Genomic DNA, 17,850 nt, shown 5'->3' on the forward strand with positions numbered 1-17,850 from the left:
CTAGGATACTGGGAGCAGTCCAAAAAGACGGTATGTGTGTTCAGAATTTTGGTGGTTATTCACTTTCTTAAATAAAAGTATAATAAAATACTCAGTAAAGTGATTCCATTTATCACTTTAGTTTATATTGTTAGATTCATCAAAATTCAAGGTTTAGATTGATGCTAAAGCTCTCGGAAGTGAAAGTTGCCATTATTGGATTAGGCTATGTCGGTCTACCGCTAGCTGTTGAATTTGGTAAAAAAGTTCCGGTTGTGGGCTTTGATATTTATCAAAAACGTATTGATGAACTCAAATCTGGTAAAGACCATACATTGGAAGTCTCTCTTGAAGAACTCGCTCTATCGACACAGCTGGATTACAGCTCAAATTTAGAAGATTTAAAAGATTGTAATTTCTTTATTGTGACTGTGCCAACACCAATTGATAAATTTAAACAACCTGATTTAATGCCACTAGTAAAAGCATCTCAAAGTATTGGTAATGTATTGAAAAAAGGTGATATCGTAGTTTACGAATCAACTGTTTACCCAGGTGCAACAGAAGAAGTCTGTATCCCTGTGCTTGAGCAGGTGTCAGGTTTGACATTTAACCAAGACTTCTTTGCAGGTTATAGCCCTGAGCGGATTAACCCAGGTGATAAACTTCACCGTGTGACCAATATTCTTAAAATTACTTCAGGCTCCACTCCAGAAGTTGCTGATTTTGTCGATGAAGTCTATAACTTGATCATTGAAGCAGGCACACATAAGGCACCAACCATTAAAGTCGCTGAAGCGGCAAAAGTGATTGAAAACACCCAGCGTGACGTTAACATTGCCCTGATCAATGAACTGGCTGTGATCTTTAATAAAATGGAGATCGACACCGAAGCAGTACTTCAAGCGGCAGGGACGAAATGGAACTTCTTGCCATTCCGTCCTGGTCTTGTGGGGGGACACTGTATTGGCGTCGATCCATACTACCTAACCCATAAAGCGCAGTCGATTGGTTATCATCCTGAAATTATTTTGGCGGGTCGTCGTCTTAATGATGGTATGGGGGCTTATGTGATGACTCAGCTTGTTAAAGCCATGATCAAGAAAAAGATTCAGGTTGAAGGTGCTAAAGTTTTAGTCCTTGGTTTAAGTTTTAAAGAAAACTGCCCGGATATTCGTAATACCAAAATCATTGATATTGTTCATGAGCTTCAGGATTATCATATTCAAGCTGATGTCTATGACCCATGGGTGAATGTATCAGATGCGGAGCATGAATATGGGATTACCCCTGTCGAGGCACTGGAAAATGGTCAATACGATGCTGTGATTTTGGCGGTTGCACATGAGCAATTTAAAGAGATGGGTGCAGAAGCTATCCGTGCACTGGGTAAAGCCAATCACGTATTATATGACTTGAAATATGTATTGAGTCGGTCTGAATCTGACCTTCGTTTATAATAGGACATACCCCATGCATCAATATCAACAGGTATGTGAGCAACTGCAAGCTCAGCCGAAAACCTGGCTCGTGACAGGTGTTGCTGGTTTTATCGGATCCAATCTTCTAGAAACTTTACTGAAGCTTGATCAAACTGTGGTGGGTTTAGATAACTTCGCTACTGGTCATCAGCATAACCTAGATGAAGTAAAAAGCTTGGTGTCTGCTGAACAATGGTCGAAATTCCGCTTTATTGAAGGTGATATTCGTCAGTTTGCAGATTGCCAAAAAGCCTGTACAGGTGTGGATTATTTACTGCATCAAGCCGCACTCGGTTCAGTACCGCGCTCGATTGCCGACCCCATCACCACCAATGACACCAATATCAGCGGTTTTTTAAATATGCTGACTGCGGCACGTGATGCAGGTGTTGCCAGCTTTACCTATGCGGCCAGCAGTTCGACCTATGGTGATCATCCTGCATTGCCAAAAATCGAAGAGAATATTGGCAATCCATTGTCTCCCTATGCTGTGACTAAGTATGTCAATGAGTTATATGCCGATGTGTTTGCACGTAGCTACGGTTTTAAGGCGATTGGTCTGCGTTACTTTAATGTCTTTGGCAAACGCCAAGATCCAAATGGTGCTTATGCAGCGGTGATTCCAAAATGGACGGCTTCCATGATTGCTGGCGAAGATGTTTTCATCAATGGTGATGGTGAAACCAGTCGTGATTTTTGCTTTATCGATAATACCGTGCAAGCCAATATTTTGGCGGCAACGGCATCGGACGAGGCTAAAAATCAGGTCTATAACGTCGCAGTCGGTGACCGTACCACATTGAATGACTTATATCGTGCCATTCAATCTGCGCTTGCGGAAAATGATGTGCAGTTTGAGCGTGATCCTGTGTACCGTGATTTCCGTGCAGGGGATGTGCGTCATTCACAAGCCAGTATTGCTAAAATTCAGCAACACTTAGGTTATGCACCTAAGTTTGAAATTGCCGAAGGCATTCAACTGGCGATGCGTTGGTATGTGAACAACTTAGAATGATCTTAAACAGATGATTGCGAAACTCTTCGCAAAGTATCAGTCGATTGGGCTGATCACATTAAGTTTACTGGCAGGTGCGATAATGACATTTATCGCACTTCCTGTTTTAACACGCCTGTATTCTGTTGCGGACTTTGGTGCGTATGGCATTGCCTTGGCGCTTGTCAGTGTTTTATCTACTATTGCCAATTTACGCCTAGATCAAGCTTTATTGGTCGCTGAGGAACAGGATAAAAAAAGCCTGATTTTTGAAGGGTCGGTGTTCTCAACTGTTATTGCTGTTGTTAGTGGCATCGTTATCAGCTTTATTTTAAATATTGAAATGGCAGGTGCAGTGGCGACAGGCATACTTGCAAATACGCTGATTCAAAGTCTGTATAATTATCACTTTTCAGCACATCAAGAATATTTCTGCGCAGGCTTAAATATTTTTAGAAGTGCAATCGTCGTGGCGGTTCAACTCTCTTTACCACTAGTGATGCAAATTAGTTTGGTCAATAGCTACAACGTCAGCTCCATTATCATGATTGTGGCGGTGCTGATCTATTTACTGAAACATCAATTGTATCAAGTGAGTTGGCAGGTATTTAAACATTACAAAGATTTTATTTATGCCAATACACCACATGCGTTGCTGAATAGTTTTTCGCATAACTTGCCCTACTATGTTGTGTCGCATTTTGTCGGTGTACAGGCGATGGGTTTCTATGCCATTGTCGAACGGACTTTGCGTGTACCGATCAATCTGATTTCGCAAACCTTGCGTCAGTTCTTTATTCGCAAATTTAAAAACACCGAATCCAATCAAAATGTCTTAAAGGCGAGTGTACTGCTTAGTCTGGTTTCACTACCTTTATTTGCCATTTTCTTCATTCTGCCTGAATCTTTATATTTATGGGTTTTTGGCAGTGAATGGGTGGGTATTTCGAGCTATTTCCAAATTTTAGCTTTGGGCTATTGGGCGATTTTCTGTAATCCACCAAGCTCGGCTTTTCTGATTGCTAAGCGCAACAGCCAAGTGTTATTTAAGTTGCAAATCGTAGAACTCATCATTAAGTTCGCTTTATTTGCAGGCTTCTATGCTGTCTTTGCTGATAAAGTGTATATGTTACTTGCGGTGCCTGTGGCATTAATTTTCTATAACTTTGCCATTTTATATGTAGTGTGGAGAAAAAAAACTGATGTTTTTTAAAATCTTAAAATACATGAATTGGTTTGCTTCACAGTGCCGTAAAGTGATGTACAACATGGCCTTTGGCACTAAGTTTCGCTATTTCGGCAAAGGTTGTACCGTCGATATTCGTGGAAAAATGCAGATTGGCAACAATGTCTATATTGGTGATCATGTCAGCTTAATTGTTGAAAATGGTGCGGTGCTTGAGATTGCCGACAACAGTTTTATTGGTGAAAACTGCTATATCAAATGCTTCGGTGGTAAGGTTTCAATTGGTAAAGATGTCAGCATTAATTCCAAGTCGTATATCAATGGTTGTGGAGGTGTGACCATTGGTGATAACACCCGTATTGGCACGCAAAGCATTATTATTGCGAGCAATCATAAATTTGGTGAGCCTGATCTGTTGGTGAAAGATGCGATTACCAAGCAGGGCGTGAGTTTAGGAAAAAATATTTGGCTTGGTGCACGAGTTACGGTACTTGATGGTGTAACTATTGCCGATGATAGCGTGATTGGTGCTTGTAGTTTGGTGTCTAAACCTTTGCCTGAATCAGGGGTGTATGTCGGTATTCCAGCCAAAAAAATCAAATCTGTGTAAAGTGCTATGCATATCGTAAAACATATTTTCAGCGTAAAATATTCAGCTTAATTTTCTCCCTTTTGATTTTCTGATCCTGACATAGGTCATGCGTATGGCATTTATGGTTTCTGCTTTTCGACAGCTGTTTGATCTTGCTTATTTTATGGCAAAGGGCAGTGTGGCATATGCACGTAAAAAGGGGGTGAAAATTGGTGAAAACTGCCGAATTTATATTAAAAATTGGGGCTCAGAACCGTTTTTAGTCTCAATTGGTGATCATGTCACGGTGACTTCAGGCGTGAAATTTATTACCCATGATGGCAGTACCTGTTTAGTCAAAGATGAGCAAGGGAAACGCTATCAACGCTTTGCCCCGATTCAAGTGGGTTCGCATGTCTTTATTGGTGTGAATAGCATTATTATGCCGGGCGTGAGCATTGGCTCAAATGTCGTGATTGGTGCAGGTTCGGTGGTGACCAAAGATATTCCTGACCATAGCGTGGTGATTGGTGTACCTGCCAAAGTGGTGTCGAGCTTTGCTGATTATCAAGCCAAAATTCAAAGCATCTGTGCCAGTGATAGCGACTTGGTTGGCATCACCGATTACCGTGCCCGTGTGGAACGTGCCATGTCGATTCAAGCCTCAAAAAACCATCTTTAATATTCTCCCATTTCATAAAGTTTAGGTCTGCATATGTTGAATAAAGTCATGTTCTTTTTGCCAAGCTTGGGCGGTGGCGGTGCAGAACGTACGGTCATTCAACTGGCGAACAGTTTTGCTGAACAAGGACTTAAAATTCATTTAGGCGTATGTGACCTGAATGGCGATAAAGCCAAGCTGTTACCCGAAGTGAGTTCTAAAATTGAATTGGTCAATTTTAATTGCGGTCGGGTGATGAATAGCATCACGCCTTTAAAAATAAAAATGAAAGCTGAGCAATATGATTGCTTAGTGGCCACGCAAACCCATACCCATATTGTGGCAGGGATTGCGAAAAAACTCTCAGGTGTTGCAACACGTTTGATCTTCCGTGAAGTATCTACGCCGTCAAAAAATATAAAGTTGCAAGGCATTGCTAAATTTGTGCTGAAAACTTTGGTGAATTGGACCTACCCCATGGCACAGCAAGTGGTCTGTGTTTCTAAAGGGGTAGAAGCTGATTTTCGTGAATATTATGGCTATAAAAATAATAATTTGAGTACCATTTATAACCCTGTATTGGACGATGCCTATTTTGGAAAACTCAAAGCGCCAGTCACACATCGCTTTTTTAATAATGACCATAAAGTGATTTTGGCAGTGGGGCGTCTCACTGAAGCAAAGAACTTTGGTTTTCTGATCCGCTCCTTTAAAGCCTTGCATGATCAGCATCCTGAAACCCGATTATTGATTTTAGGTGAGGGTGAACTGCGTGCAGAGTTTGAGGAGCTAGTGGCGGACTTGGGTTTAAAAGACGTGGTGGATTTACCGGGCTTTGATGCTAATCCATACGCTTATTTTAAATATGCATCGCTATTTGTTTTAAGTTCAAATTGGGAAGGTTTACCTGGGGTACTGATTCAGGCACTGGCTTCTAAAGTGAAGGTGGTCAGTACCGATTGCCCAAGTGGACCAATGGAAATTTTAGACCATGCAAAATTTGGCTTATTAATCGAATGCAATGATCAAGTTGGCTTGATGCAAGCCATGCAACAGGCAATTTTTGCAGATTATGTGCAATATCAAGAAGCTGATTTTGAAGCGCATATTCAGCAGTTTCATAAGCAAACCGTACTTAAGCAGTATTTGCGTATGATGGAGTCTGCAGCATGAGCAAACCGTTAATGGTACATGTGATTACCAACTTTGCGGGCGTGGGGGGGGCAGAGATGATGCTGGCACGTTTGATTCAATACACTGAACACCAATACGAACATGTGATCATTGCTTTAATGAAAACATCAGAGGTGTATCAAAGTACTTTAGATCGTTGTCAGGCGCATTATGCACTGGATTGGAATGGCATAAACACATTGGGTACGGTAAGCAAACTGCGTACATTGCTTAAAAAACTACAGCCTGCAACGGTGCAATGCTGGATGTACCATGCCAATGCGTTGACCAGTCTCAGTGTCATTGGTTTAGCGAGAAAACCCAAAGTTGTGTGGGGTATTCATCATTCGCTTGCTTCTCCCAAAGATGAATCGATCAGTACCAAGATTGCCTTGGGCTTAAGCAAAATACTGTCCCAACAAGCCAGTGCCATTATTTATTGTGCGCATTCGTCTATGCAGCAGCATCAGGCCTTTGGCTTTCAAAACCCAAATAGCCAAGTGATTGCCAATGGCGTGTTTTTAGATCAATTTCAGCCCAATCCTCAATTGCATGAACCAACCGTGATTGGTTTTGCAGGGCGCTATCACATAGCCAAAGGCTATCCATACTTATTTGAAACCATGGGCTTGCTGAGAGATAAAAACATCGTCTTTAAAGTCGCAGGTGGCGGTGCAAGCTTAGATAACGTGGAAGTGAAAGCTTTATTTGAGCAGTATCAACTAGATGCTCAAAAGGTACATTTGCTTGACCAAATCTCGGACATGCCTGCCTTTTATCAATCCATTGATGCATTCCTCATGACTTCGATTACCGAAGGTTTTCCGAATGTATTGGTCGAAGCAATGGCATCAGGTTTGCCATGTATCAGCACCGATGTGGGCGATGCCAAATATATTGTGCAGGATTTAGGAAGTATCGTTCCACCACGTAATGCGCAAGCTTTGGCGGATGCCATTTTAGCCTATACACAAAAATCAGAAGCAGAAAAACAAAGCTTAAAACAGGCGACGCGTGAACGGATAGAGCAGAACTTCAGTATTGAAACTGTCGGTCATCAATATATGCAGGTGTGGAGCCAACAGGCATGAAGTTTTTAATGATCAGCAGTTTTTTGCCATCTGTACTCAATTTTCGTGGCAAGTTATTAGAAGCGATTTCTGCGCAAGGTTATGAAATTCACATCATGGCGCCTGAATTTGCATCATTCCCCGAAGAACAGCAAAAACTGCAAGCCCTGGGCTATCATCTGCATGAGATTCCCATGCAGCGTACCGGCACCAATCCACTGGCTGATTTAAAACTGCTAAAATATATCTATCGGCAAATTCGTCAAATTCAGCCTGACTACTTGCTGTCCTATACCATTAAACCGGTCATTTACGGTACCTTAGCGGCTTGGCTTGCGAAAGTACCGCATCGTTTTGCCTTAATTACAGGTTTGGGCTATGCCTTTCAAAATGTGGAATCTGGCAAGCGTAGTTTTTTTCAAAAGCTGGTGCATGGCTTATATGCTCAAGCGCTCAAACGTAGCGACAAAGTCTTTTTCCAAAACCCAGATGATTTAAAGTTATTCCAAGACATGCATTTGCTTGATGCCAATAAACCAACTGTGGTGGTGAATGGCTCAGGTGTGAATGTGCAAGCCTTTGATGTCATGCCTTTACCAAAAAGTGAACAAGGGCAGGTCAAAGCCTCATTTTTACTTATTGCACGCCTTTTGGGTGATAAAGGTGCGCGTGAATATGCTGAATCGGCACGTATTATCAAAGCACAGTTTCCTAAGGCGGAATTTCATTTGGTCGGTTGGATTGATGATAATCCATCAGCTATTTCTAAAGCCGAACTCGATGAATGGATTGCCGATGGTCGCCTCAAATATTGGGGTAAACTGAGTGATGTGCGTCCTGCAATTGCTGCCAGTTCGGTTTATGTGCTGCCATCCTATCGTGAAGGCACGCCACGTACGGTATTAGAGGCGATGGCTATGGGACGGGCGATTATTACCACCGATGCACCAGGTTGTCGTGAAACGGTATCGCACGGTGTGAATGGTTATTTGGTTGGAGTGAAGTCTGTAGATGATTTGGTGCAATGCATGCAATACTTTATTGAAGATCCAGAACTGATTGAGTATATGGGGCAGCGTTCGCGAAAAATTGCGCTGAATAAATATGATGTGCATCAAGTGAATAAGCACATGATGGCTGAAATGGATATCCATTAAAGGCGATTCACCCAATTTAAGAGGCGATCCAGATGACCTTAAAATATATAAAAAGTGATTTATACCGTTATACCGGTCATGTCAGTTTGAAAACCTTTTTGAAAACTTATTTTTTCAATCGTGGTTTTAATTTTTCATTTTGGCTGCGTTTAGCCAGTTCAAAAACTGTATGGGCAAAGTTGGCTTATCCTATTTATTATTATAAAAAAAAGCAGTACGGCATTGATATTCATACCACGACTCAAATTGGCTACGGCTTGTTTATTGGGCATGGCGGGCCGTTGGTCGTTAATCCGACAACCGTGATTGGCAATAATGTAAATTTATCGCAATTTACCACCATTGGTGCAAATGGCGGCCGTCAAGCTGCAGAAATTGGCGATAATGTTTATATTGGGCCCAATGTCTGCATCATTGAGCATGTCAAAATTGGCAATAATGCCACTATAGGTGCAGAAAGCGTTGTGACAAAAGATATTCCTGAAAATGCAACTGCGGTAGGAAACTACGCGAAGGTCATCAGTATGAATAACCCAGGTCATGCAGTCAATCGTCGTTGGACAGATCTCTAAACGGCTATATGGTTTGGCAGCTTTTAGAATGGGTACGACTTGAATCCCTATGATGTTGAAATATTTTACAAATCTGATGGTATCGAACAGGGTATAATTATTGCTAGATATGGATACCATTTTCCCATCTTCTTCTAATCTTAAGAGTGAACCATGTTAAAGCGCTTATTGGATATTGTGATTGCATCATCTGCGCTGGTGCTGCTGTCTCCTGTTTATGCTTTTGTGGCATATAAGGTGCGAAAAAATTTGGGTTCACCCGTGTTGTTCCGTCAGGTGCGTCCGGGGCTCAATCGCAAACCTTTTGAAATGATCAAATTCCGTAGTATGAAAGATGCGGTCGATGCACAAGGTCATTCCTTGCCCGACAGTGAGCGTTTAACACCCTTTGGTCAAATGCTGCGCTCCAGCAGTTTAGATGAAATGCCTGAACTGTGGAATGTGCTTAAAGGCGAGATGAGTATTGTCGGACCACGACCACTGCTGATGGAATATTTACCCCTCTATAATGAGCAACAAGCTAAACGTCATAACGTGCGTCCGGGCATCACAGGGTATGCGCAAGTGAATGGTCGTAATGCCATTTCATGGGAAAAGAAATTTGAGCTAGACACATGGTATGTCGAAAACCGTTCATTATGGCTGGATTTTAAAATCATGCTAAAAACCGTGAAAAAAGTGATTGCCAAGGATGATATCAGTGCCGAAGGTGAAGCGACCATGAGTAAATTTACGGGTACTTCGGAGCCTAAAGATGATTAAGCTCTATGCAATTTATGGTGCTTCAGGCTGTGGGCGTAGTCTCATGCCTGTCGCACGTCAGCAATTAGCACGTGAAAGCGATGCTTCAGAAATCGTATTTATTGATGATGCCTTGGAATCGGTTGCAGAAGTAAACGGTCATCGTGCCATGAATTACCTCGCATTTTTAAATGAAACGGCTTCAGAAAAATACGTACAAATTGCCATTGCCAATAGTCATGTACGAGAAAAGATCGCTCAGCGTTTAAAGATGGATGGCATTCAGCTTTGGTCAGTTATGGCAGATAATGTAGTGCTAATGGATGAGGCCCAGATTGCAGTTGGTGCAGCCCTGAGTCCATTTGTGACTATTACTTCGAATATCAAGATTGGAAAATGCTTCCACGCCAATTTATACAGCTATGTCGAACATGATTGCGTGATTGGGGATTTCGTTACTTTCGCGCCAGGCGTAAAATGCAACGGCAATATTCATATTCATGACCATGCCTATATTGGCGCAGGTGCCATGATTAAGCAGGGCACACCTGATCAGCCTTTAGTAATTGGTGCAGGTGCTATTGTTGGTATGGGTGCTGTCGTGACTAAAAGTGTGCCTGCAGGCGCAACAGTGGTGGGCAATCCTGCTCGTATTGTGACGAAAAAATAGATTTTTAAACTCGATTTTGAGACTAGGAAAACTCCATGTTAAACAGTGCATTTGAGCCTTGGCCGAGCTTCACTCAAGCAGAAGCCGATGCGGTATCAAAAGTCCTTTTATCCAATAAAGTGAATTATTGGACTGGTCACGAATGCCGTAAATTTGAAAAGGAATTTGCACAGTTTGCAGGAACAAAACACGCCGTTGCCGTGGCCAATGGTACAGTCGCACTGGATGTAGCATTAAAAGCCTTAGGTATTGGCGTAGGTGATGATGTGATTGTTACCTCACGTACGTTTTTAGCTTCGGCAAGCTCGATTGTGACTGCAGGTGCTAATCCTATTTTCGCTGATGTAGAGCTGGATTCACAGAATATTTCTCCACGTACTATTGAAGCAGTGATTACGCCGAATACCAAAGCGATTATTTGTGTGCATTTGGCAGGTTGGATGTGTGATATGGATCCGATCATGCAATTGGCCGAGGAAAAAGGCCTCTATGTGATTGAAGACTGTGCCCAGGCACATGGTGCAATGTACAAAGGCAAATCAGCCGGCTCGATTGGTCATATTGGTGCATGGTCCTTCTGTCAGGACAAGATCATGACCACGGGTGGTGAAGGCGGCATGGTCACCACCAGTGATGAAATACTTTGGAAAAAAATGTGGTCCTATAAAGATCACGGCAAAAACTTTGATAGCGTGTATAACAACCAACATCCGCCGGGATTCCGCTGGCTGCATGACTCATTTGGCACCAACTGGCGCATGATGGAAATGCAGGCGGTGATTGGCCGTTTACAGCTCAAACAAATGCCCGAATGGACTGCAAAACGTAACGCCAATATGGCACGTATCCAAGCGGCGTTTGAAAATAGTCCGTATTTTACTGTAGCTAAACCCTCTAGCGACTATGTACATGCCGCATATAAATGTTATGTGCAAGTCAATGTCGAGGCTTTACCTGAAGGTTGGTCACGTGACCGCATCATGGCAGAAATCAATACATTGAATGTGCCCTGTTTTAGCGGCTCGTGTTCAGAAGTGTATTTAGAAAAAGCATTTGATGGAACGCCTTGGCGTCCTGCGCAGTCTTTACCGAAAGCTAAACAGCTCGGTACAACAAGTTTAATGTTCCTTGTACACCCAACATTGTCTGAGCACAGCCTGCAAAAAACCGCGGATGCGATCCAAGCAGTGATCGCAAAAATCTAAACCTGAAAAGAGCGTATAATATGCGCTCTCATCCGCTTTATTGACCCCATTTGAGCATCTTGTGAAAGACTTTATCCGTTCTATAGCATCATTACCGCGTCGCCAAAAACAAATCGTTTTGGTGCTGATGGATATCTGTGTTTTACCACTGATGATGTGGCTGGCGTATGCTATCCGTTTGGCACGTCCCAATGTTCAGGTCATGCAAGGACTGGATGCTTGGTATATTTATGTCGGTGTAGTTGGCATTCTGATTTTTGCTTTGCTCGGTATTTACCGTGCAATTGTGCGTTCATTTAATGAAGACTATTTGCTGCGGATTTTAATCGGGACATTTATTCAAATCGTGGCCTTATACACGATTAAAAAACTCAATGTTGCATTTATTCCCATGAGCATTCCACTGATGTATGGCTTTATGCTGTTTTCATACATGTGGTGGAGCCGTGCAGTCATTCGCTACGCTACTCTTAAAACTTTTGCCAAAAAGCAAAGCCGTAAACGTGTGGCAATTTATGGCGCAGGGCTGGCAGGACAACAAATTGCAGCAGCTTTAAACCGCTCAGATGATTATTTGCCTGTGTGTTTTATTGACGATAAGCGCTCCTTACAAGGTCAGTCACTGAGTGGTTTAAAAATTTATTCACCCAAAAAAGCGCAAGCAAAACTTGGAAAATTTGGCATTGAAGAAGTATTACTTGCCATGCCTTCCGTTGGTCGTGCACGGAAAAAAGAGCTTATAGAGTCTTTTGATACGGCAGATGTCAAAATTATGGAACTGCCAGGGGTAACCCAACTGGTGGATGGTCAAGTCCAAGTTTCAGATATTCGTGAAGTGGATATTATCGACCTATTGGGGCGTGATCCTGTACCGCCGAAACCTGAACTCTTAGAAAAAAATATTAAAAATAAAGTGGTCATGGTGACAGGGGCGGGCGGTTCGATTGGTTCTGAGTTATGCCGTCAGATCGTGAAGCATCAGCCGAAAATGCTGGTGCTGTTTGAAATGTCTGAATTTGCTTTGTATTCAATTGATCGTGAATTGCAGGCTTCTGATATACAAATTATTCCAGTGCTAGGTTCTGTCACCAATCAGCAAAAATTAGAACGTATTATTCAAGAATACAATGTGCAAACGGTTTATCATGCTGCGGCTTATAAACATGTACCACTTGTTGAAGCAAACCCATTTGAAGGTATTTATAATACGTCCATTGGCACACAGCGCAGTGTAGATGCAGCGGTGAATCAAAATGTTGAAACCTTCGTTTTAATTTCAACAGATAAAGCGGTACGTCCAACCAATGTGATGGGCGCGTCCAAACGTATGGCAGAATTGTATTGTCAGGGCCTAGCGTCGACGAATCCAAAAACGCAAATTAGTATTGTGCGCTTTGGTAATGTACTTGGTTCGTCAGGTTCTGTCGTCCCTTTGTTTAAAAAGCAGATTGCTAAAGGCGGGCCTGTTACAGTAACGCACCCAGCAGTTACGCGTTATTTTATGACCATTCCTGAAGCTGCGCAGTTGGTGATTCAGGCTGGTGCGATGGGGATAGGGGGCGATGTATTTTTATTAGATATGGGCGAGCCAGTTAAAATAGTAGATTTAGCTAAACAAATGATTCGTTTGAGTGGTTTTCGAGCTATAGATGAAAATGGTATAGGTGATATTGAGATACAATTTACAGGCTTACGTTCTGGTGAAAAGCTGCATGAAGAATTGTTGATTGATGCGGATAATGTGGAAAAAACAGAGCATGAGCGGATATTAAAGTCTTATGAAAAGTTTTATGAATATCTAGAGGTTTCTGAAATATTTACACAACTTAAGCATTATAGGCATGACGATGATTTAAATGAATTATTTACGATACTAAAGAAATATGTGGATGGATATAAAAGGACTCAAAATGATGTTTTTTAAAATCAAATATAGTAATTAAATGCTAAATATTTAATATGTATAAGTTTTCAATTGATACCTAGCATTGTATAGAGAGATAAATTGGATTTGATTAATAAATTTAAAAATAAGATTTTCACAAACTCAATTTGGATGATGTCTGAAAAAACTATTTCCCTTATTGGTCTAATATTTGTTACATCTTTTGTAGCTAAATATATAGGTCCAGAAAATTTTGGTAAATTGACTTTAGCAGGATCTATTTTTGCTACTATACAAATTATAGCAATGTTTGGTTCGGAAAATATTATTTTCCAAAAAACAGCAAAAAATCGAAAAATTGGTGAATATGTGATTAATGCTACAAAATCACTTCGTAGTATTTTATATCTTAGCCTTTCTTTAATTACATTAATCTATATTTATATCGAAACTGATAGATTAACTTTCATATTCTCATTGGCTACAAGTGTTGCAGTATATTTCGCAGTACATGATGTTTACAGTATTTATTTTAATGCTATTTTAGAATCAAAGATTAATGCATATTGCAATATGCTTGCATTAATTATATCGTTAATTGTTAGGTACTGTATAGCTAAATTTCAACTTGCAGTTGAGTTTCTTTGTATTCCTATTATTTTAATTACTTTAATTTCTTTTTTATTAAGGCTATATATTTTTAATAGAAAGAAAATTATAAAAGACACAGTGAATAAAGAAAAAGTAAATAAATATAAAAGATTTATGTTTGCTACTGGGGGGAAATTATTTATTTTTTCTTTATCGGTCGCTTTTTTTACTAGAAGTGCACAGTTAGCTTTAGGTTTTAAATCACAATATGAATTGGGTCTATTTACGGTTGCAATGACACTGGGTGGTAGTTTTTATTTTATATTGTCAGCAATTATATCGTCGTATTATACTAAAATCTATCAAGAGGTTGATTTTTATAAAACTCAAAGAATGGTTGCCATCTTGAATATTATTATTGTTATTGTTTCAGTTGTTTTTTTGATTTTTCTTGGTGTTTTTGGGGGGGTAATAATAAGATTGTTGTATGGTGATGAGTTTATAATAAATAATCTTGTTCTAATTTTAGTAGTCTTAATTACTATGTTCTCTGGTCTATCTACTATTTCAGAAAAGTATCTTTTGAAATACAACGCATATGATTATTTAAAAAGGAAAACTCTATATTCAATTTTATTTAATATAATATTAACTATAATATTTGTTTACTACTTTGGTTTAATGGGTGCCATTTCATCGATATTAATTTCCGAGATTATTTCATGCACTATATTGAACTATTTTTATAAGGGTGGGGTGGTTTTTGAAATGCATAGAATGATTTTTTCTTTATTAATTAATCGTAAAAATAAGTTGATTTCTTGACGTTGTTTTATATTTGTTTTAGACTTTAATTCTATTTAAAGTACATATGGTGATGCTGTGGAGTTGAAAAAAGTCTTGTCCATTGTGATGCCTGCATACAATTCTGAAAGCTATATAGAAGATTCTTTGATTTCAATTTTGTCACAAAAAAATATAAATTGGGGTTTTTTTGAGATAATAGTCGTTAATGATGGTTCAAAAGATAATACGGAAAAAAAAGTTAATGATATTAAGGATAGATATCCATTAATTGATATAGTTATATTGAATAAAACTAATGGTGGTTTGAGTGATGCAAGGAATTTTGGCTTAAAAAGTGCACGTGGAGATTATATTTGGTTCTTTGATTCTGATGATCTTATGGAAGAAGATTCTTTGGCTAAAATTTTCAACGTCTTGAAATATGGTGAATTGGATTTATTGAGTCTAGGAATAAGAGATGTGTTTGGAGATTATTCTATAGAATCAAATATGCTGCATAAACCCATAAATATAGTTGTAGATTGTTTGACATATGTGAAAGAATATGATGTTGAGTATTCTGCATGTGTGTTTATTGCAAAAAGAGAATTGTTAATAAACAATAATTTATTTTTTTTAAAAGGCGTTCTGAGCGAAGATTTTGATTTTGTATTAAGGCTGTATTTTTACTGCAAAAAAATAAGCCATATAGGAGTAGTTTGTTATAACTATATTGTAAAAGAAGGTAGCTTAAGTAGGCGTAAAAGTGAAGAGTATTATAATTTTCATCATGCTAGCATGATTAAAATTATTGACAATTTAAAAAATGAATTTAAAGATAAGGAAAAAGATATCTACCATGCAGCGATTTTAAAATATATTGTTCGTATAAAAATTATAGCTTTAATAAATTTAATGAATTCTACTTTGCCGTTTTATGATAAAATTAAATATTATATCCAGTTTGAAAATTCAGGAATTTTGAATTTAGATTTACCCGTAAAAGCTAAATTTCAGCTTAAACATAAGATAATTGTTTGGTTGGTAAATTTTAAATTGTTTTATCCACTTATGTATTTAAAGTCAAAAATATAAGATTATGAGTTATAAAATTAGTTTAATTATTCCAGTTTATAAAACTGAAAAATTTATTGAAAAGTGTTTATTATCTGTTTGTAATCAGACTTTGGAAAAATTTGAAATTATTATTATTGATGATTGCTCACCAGATAGATCTTTAGATGTAGTGAAAAAAGTATTGCATCAGTATCCTGAGAGAGCGAAACATACAAAAATAATTTCTTTTAATGTTAATCATGGTATATCTTATGTAAGAAAATATGCATTAGATATTGCTAATGGTGAATATATTGCTTCATTAGATAGTGATGACTATTTAGAACCTTATGCTCTAGAGGAGTTATTAAATAATGCACGAGAAAATTCTGCAGATATTGTGTTTTCAGATTACTATATAAATGAATCAAGGATTCAAAGAGTTATTAGACAGGAGCCTCCTAGTAGCATCGATGAAACTATAAAAAATCTTTTAGAAGATAGATTACATGGATCTTTATGTAATAAGTTGTTTAAAAAAGATATTTTAGATAAAGTTTGCATATTAGAAGGTGTAAACATGTCTGAAGATTTACTGATTTCTATTCAAGCCTTATTTTACTGCTCTAAAGTATCTTATTTACCTATACCGTGTTTGCACTATGTGAAATGTAACCCGAATTCATATACAACAGTTTTTTCTCAAAATAAAATTGATCAAATGGTAAAAGGCGTAATTTTTATAGAAAATTTTTTTAAAGAAAATAATGTTCTATATAAATTTAATGATAGCTTAAATTTGAGAAAAGTTATAATCAAAAGCGATGCAATTAGTTACAGCGAAGGCAATTTTTTAGAAAAAAATACTAAACTATTTGAGAAATCATTATCAAATATGATTTATGATAAAAGGATAAATTTTTATAAAAATTTGTTACATATTTCAACTAAATTTAACTTTTTATCTCTTGTTAATTTGATAATTAAAATAAGAAGAAATATCAAAAAAGTTCAAGGAATGTGTAAATGAAATTTTTGATAAAAAAAGATTTTTTGATGTTTCTTATAATTTCTATTGTCGTCTCTTTAATTGTCGGCATGAGAGGGGCTACTAACGATACTTATACTTATTATTCTATTTTTAAAAATATTGATAATTATGATTTAAAGAGTTTTAGCGGTTTTTATTCCGAAACTGGTGTAGAACTTGGATGGGGAATCTATAGTAAAATTATTTCTATTTTTACCCAATCGCCTTTTATTCTTTTTACAATCTATTCTTTTTTTATTTTTTTTATAATATACAAAATCTCTGAAGCAATAAAAATTAAATTTATTTATATTATGGCTTTTTATTTACCTACTGGTTTCTTTCTAATGCAACAGTTTATGCAGATTAGACAAGCATTAGCAGTGCCATTAGTTATTTATGGTGCAATTTTATTCATGGATAATAGCAAAAAAAAAGGAATTATTTTCTTTATTCTAGCTATTATGTTTCATCAAATTTCTATTTCTTTTATCTTTTTTTTCTTTATTTATTTTTTAATGAATAAAAGATTTAAATTCAACTATTCGCGTAATAGATTTTTATTTTTAAATATATTAACTTTATTTATAGGATTTTTTGTAGCTAGAGTTGTTTTGTTCCCAGTTGCAAATAATTTTTTCGATAGATTAGTTGCATACTCAGATACTGAGTACGCCGAAAGTGTAGGTTTTTTCTCACTTGCAAATATTAAGTTTTATATGGAATTTCTGTTAATTTTATTCCTTACTACCCCTAAGGCTCTCGCTAATAAATATTATGTATTTTTTGTCTTGTGTTTTACGGTTGGTCTTACGTTGAGATTAGCTTTTTTTGATTTCGCTATATTAAGTGGTCGTTTATCCAATGCTTTTTTATTTGTAGAAATATTTTTGATACCAATGTTACTTTTATTTAGATTTAAAATATTCTATTTTTATATCTATACTTTACTATATTTTATTTTACTGTTGTATATAACTTGGTTTTACCAAGCATCAATTTACTTAAAAGATGCTTATTTTATTCCACTCTATTAAAGGAT

The 17,850-nt window shown here is 37.9% G+C and carries 17 protein-coding genes; all 17 read left to right on the forward strand.

Annotation, left to right across the window (positions count from 1 at the left end; genetic code table 11):
* Positions 1–161 precede the first annotated feature (161 nt).
* A complete protein-coding gene (tviB, locus tag NI466_RS07850; RefSeq protein WP_253173256.1) occupies positions 162–1,439 on the forward strand; it encodes a Vi polysaccharide biosynthesis UDP-N-acetylglucosamine C-6 dehydrogenase TviB in 1,278 nt (425 codons plus the stop codon).
* Between the two features lie 13 nt (positions 1,440–1,452).
* On the forward strand, positions 1,453–2,475 hold the full coding sequence (locus tag NI466_RS07855) for an NAD-dependent epimerase/dehydratase family protein (protein ID WP_004647657.1): 1,023 nt from the start codon (positions 1,453–1,455) through the stop codon (positions 2,473–2,475).
* A gap of 82 nt (positions 2,476–2,557) precedes the next feature.
* Positions 2,558–3,667, forward strand: coding sequence for a lipopolysaccharide biosynthesis protein (locus NI466_RS07860; RefSeq protein WP_253173257.1), 1,110 nt, complete (start codon positions 2,558–2,560; stop codon positions 3,665–3,667).
* Positions 3,668–3,680: 13 nt separating this feature from the next.
* Complete coding sequence (locus tag NI466_RS07865) at positions 3,681–4,250, forward strand: acyltransferase (protein WP_227554990.1); 570 nt, start codon at positions 3,681–3,683, stop codon at positions 4,248–4,250.
* Between the two features lie 94 nt (positions 4,251–4,344).
* Positions 4,345–4,893 carry an acyltransferase gene (locus NI466_RS07870; RefSeq protein WP_058952439.1) on the forward strand — a complete coding sequence of 183 codons (549 nt, stop codon included), beginning with the start codon at positions 4,345–4,347 and terminating at the stop codon, positions 4,891–4,893.
* A 33-nt stretch (positions 4,894–4,926) separates the two neighbouring features.
* Positions 4,927–6,045, forward strand: a complete 1,119-nt coding sequence (locus tag NI466_RS07875) for a glycosyltransferase (RefSeq protein ID WP_253173258.1) — start codon at positions 4,927–4,929, stop codon at positions 6,043–6,045.
* Positions 6,042–7,136, forward strand: a complete 1,095-nt coding sequence (locus NI466_RS07880; protein ID WP_253173259.1) for a glycosyltransferase — start codon at positions 6,042–6,044, stop codon at positions 7,134–7,136. Before NI466_RS07875 ends, NI466_RS07880 begins: the two co-directional genes overlap by 4 nt.
* Positions 7,133–8,272, forward strand: coding sequence for a glycosyltransferase family 4 protein (locus NI466_RS07885; protein ID WP_253173260.1), 1,140 nt, complete (start codon positions 7,133–7,135; stop codon positions 8,270–8,272). Before NI466_RS07880 ends, NI466_RS07885 begins: the two co-directional genes overlap by 4 nt.
* A 32-nt stretch (positions 8,273–8,304) precedes the next feature.
* Positions 8,305–8,844 (forward strand): serine O-acetyltransferase, encoded by a 540-nt coding sequence (locus tag NI466_RS07890; RefSeq protein WP_253173261.1) that lies wholly within the window; start codon positions 8,305–8,307, stop codon positions 8,842–8,844.
* Positions 8,845–8,997: 153 nt separating this feature from the next.
* Complete coding sequence (locus NI466_RS07895) at positions 8,998–9,606, forward strand: sugar transferase (protein ID WP_253173262.1); 609 nt, start codon at positions 8,998–9,000, stop codon at positions 9,604–9,606.
* Positions 9,599–10,255 carry an acetyltransferase gene (locus NI466_RS07900; RefSeq protein ID WP_253173263.1) on the forward strand — a complete coding sequence of 219 codons (657 nt, stop codon included), beginning with the start codon at positions 9,599–9,601 and terminating at the stop codon, positions 10,253–10,255. The genes NI466_RS07895 and NI466_RS07900 overlap by 8 nt, the downstream gene beginning before the upstream one ends.
* A 35-nt stretch (positions 10,256–10,290) precedes the next feature.
* Entirely contained in the window at positions 10,291–11,460 is a 1,170-nt protein-coding gene (locus tag NI466_RS07905) for a DegT/DnrJ/EryC1/StrS family aminotransferase (RefSeq protein WP_253173264.1), read from the forward strand.
* A gap of 61 nt (positions 11,461–11,521) precedes the next feature.
* On the forward strand, positions 11,522–13,384 hold the full coding sequence (locus NI466_RS07910) for a polysaccharide biosynthesis protein (RefSeq protein WP_253173265.1): 1,863 nt from the start codon (positions 11,522–11,524) through the stop codon (positions 13,382–13,384).
* A gap of 81 nt (positions 13,385–13,465) precedes the next feature.
* Positions 13,466–14,761: an MATE family efflux transporter gene (locus NI466_RS07915; RefSeq protein ID WP_253173266.1), complete on the forward strand. Its 1,296-nt coding sequence runs from the start codon at positions 13,466–13,468 to the stop codon at positions 14,759–14,761.
* Positions 14,762–14,845: 84 nt separating this feature from the next.
* A complete protein-coding gene (locus NI466_RS07920; RefSeq protein ID WP_253173278.1) occupies positions 14,846–15,817 on the forward strand; it encodes a glycosyltransferase family 2 protein in 972 nt (323 codons plus the stop codon).
* 4 nt (positions 15,818–15,821) lie between these two features.
* Positions 15,822–16,808 (forward strand): glycosyltransferase family 2 protein, encoded by a 987-nt coding sequence (locus NI466_RS07925; protein ID WP_253173267.1) that lies wholly within the window; start codon positions 15,822–15,824, stop codon positions 16,806–16,808.
* Complete coding sequence (locus NI466_RS07930) at positions 16,805–17,845, forward strand: EpsG family protein (RefSeq protein ID WP_253173268.1); 1,041 nt, start codon at positions 16,805–16,807, stop codon at positions 17,843–17,845. The genes NI466_RS07925 and NI466_RS07930 overlap by 4 nt, the downstream gene beginning before the upstream one ends.
* Positions 17,846–17,850 lie beyond the last annotated feature (5 nt).

The sequence above is a fragment of the Acinetobacter lwoffii genome, assembly GCF_024129595.1.
Taxonomy (GTDB): Bacteria; Pseudomonadota; Gammaproteobacteria; order Pseudomonadales; family Moraxellaceae; genus Acinetobacter; species Acinetobacter lwoffii_O.

Coding starts and splice junctions, on each gene's coding strand:
- NI466_RS07885 (WP_253173260.1), top strand. CDS start 7,133: ATGAAGTTTTTAATGATCAGCAGTTTTTTGCCATCTGTACTCAATTTT.
- NI466_RS07890 (WP_253173261.1), top strand. CDS start 8,305: ATGACCTTAAAATATATAAAAAGTGATTTATACCGTTATACCGGTCAT.
- NI466_RS07875 (WP_253173258.1), top strand. CDS start 4,927: ATGTTGAATAAAGTCATGTTCTTTTTGCCAAGCTTGGGCGGTGGCGGT.
- NI466_RS07870 (WP_058952439.1), top strand. CDS start 4,345: ATGGCATTTATGGTTTCTGCTTTTCGACAGCTGTTTGATCTTGCTTAT.
- NI466_RS07860 (WP_253173257.1), top strand. CDS start 2,558: ATGACATTTATCGCACTTCCTGTTTTAACACGCCTGTATTCTGTTGCG.
- NI466_RS07895 (WP_253173262.1), top strand. CDS start 8,998: ATGTTAAAGCGCTTATTGGATATTGTGATTGCATCATCTGCGCTGGTG.
- NI466_RS07925 (WP_253173267.1), top strand. CDS start 15,822: ATGAGTTATAAAATTAGTTTAATTATTCCAGTTTATAAAACTGAAAAA.
- NI466_RS07855 (WP_004647657.1), top strand. CDS start 1,453: ATGCATCAATATCAACAGGTATGTGAGCAACTGCAAGCTCAGCCGAAA.
- NI466_RS07900 (WP_253173263.1), top strand. CDS start 9,599: ATGATTAAGCTCTATGCAATTTATGGTGCTTCAGGCTGTGGGCGTAGT.
- NI466_RS07880 (WP_253173259.1), top strand. CDS start 6,042: ATGAGCAAACCGTTAATGGTACATGTGATTACCAACTTTGCGGGCGTG.
- tviB (WP_253173256.1), top strand. CDS start 162: ATGCTAAAGCTCTCGGAAGTGAAAGTTGCCATTATTGGATTAGGCTAT.
- NI466_RS07865 (WP_227554990.1), top strand. CDS start 3,681: ATGAATTGGTTTGCTTCACAGTGCCGTAAAGTGATGTACAACATGGCC.
- NI466_RS07930 (WP_253173268.1), top strand. CDS start 16,805: ATGAAATTTTTGATAAAAAAAGATTTTTTGATGTTTCTTATAATTTCT.
- NI466_RS07905 (WP_253173264.1), top strand. CDS start 10,291: ATGTTAAACAGTGCATTTGAGCCTTGGCCGAGCTTCACTCAAGCAGAA.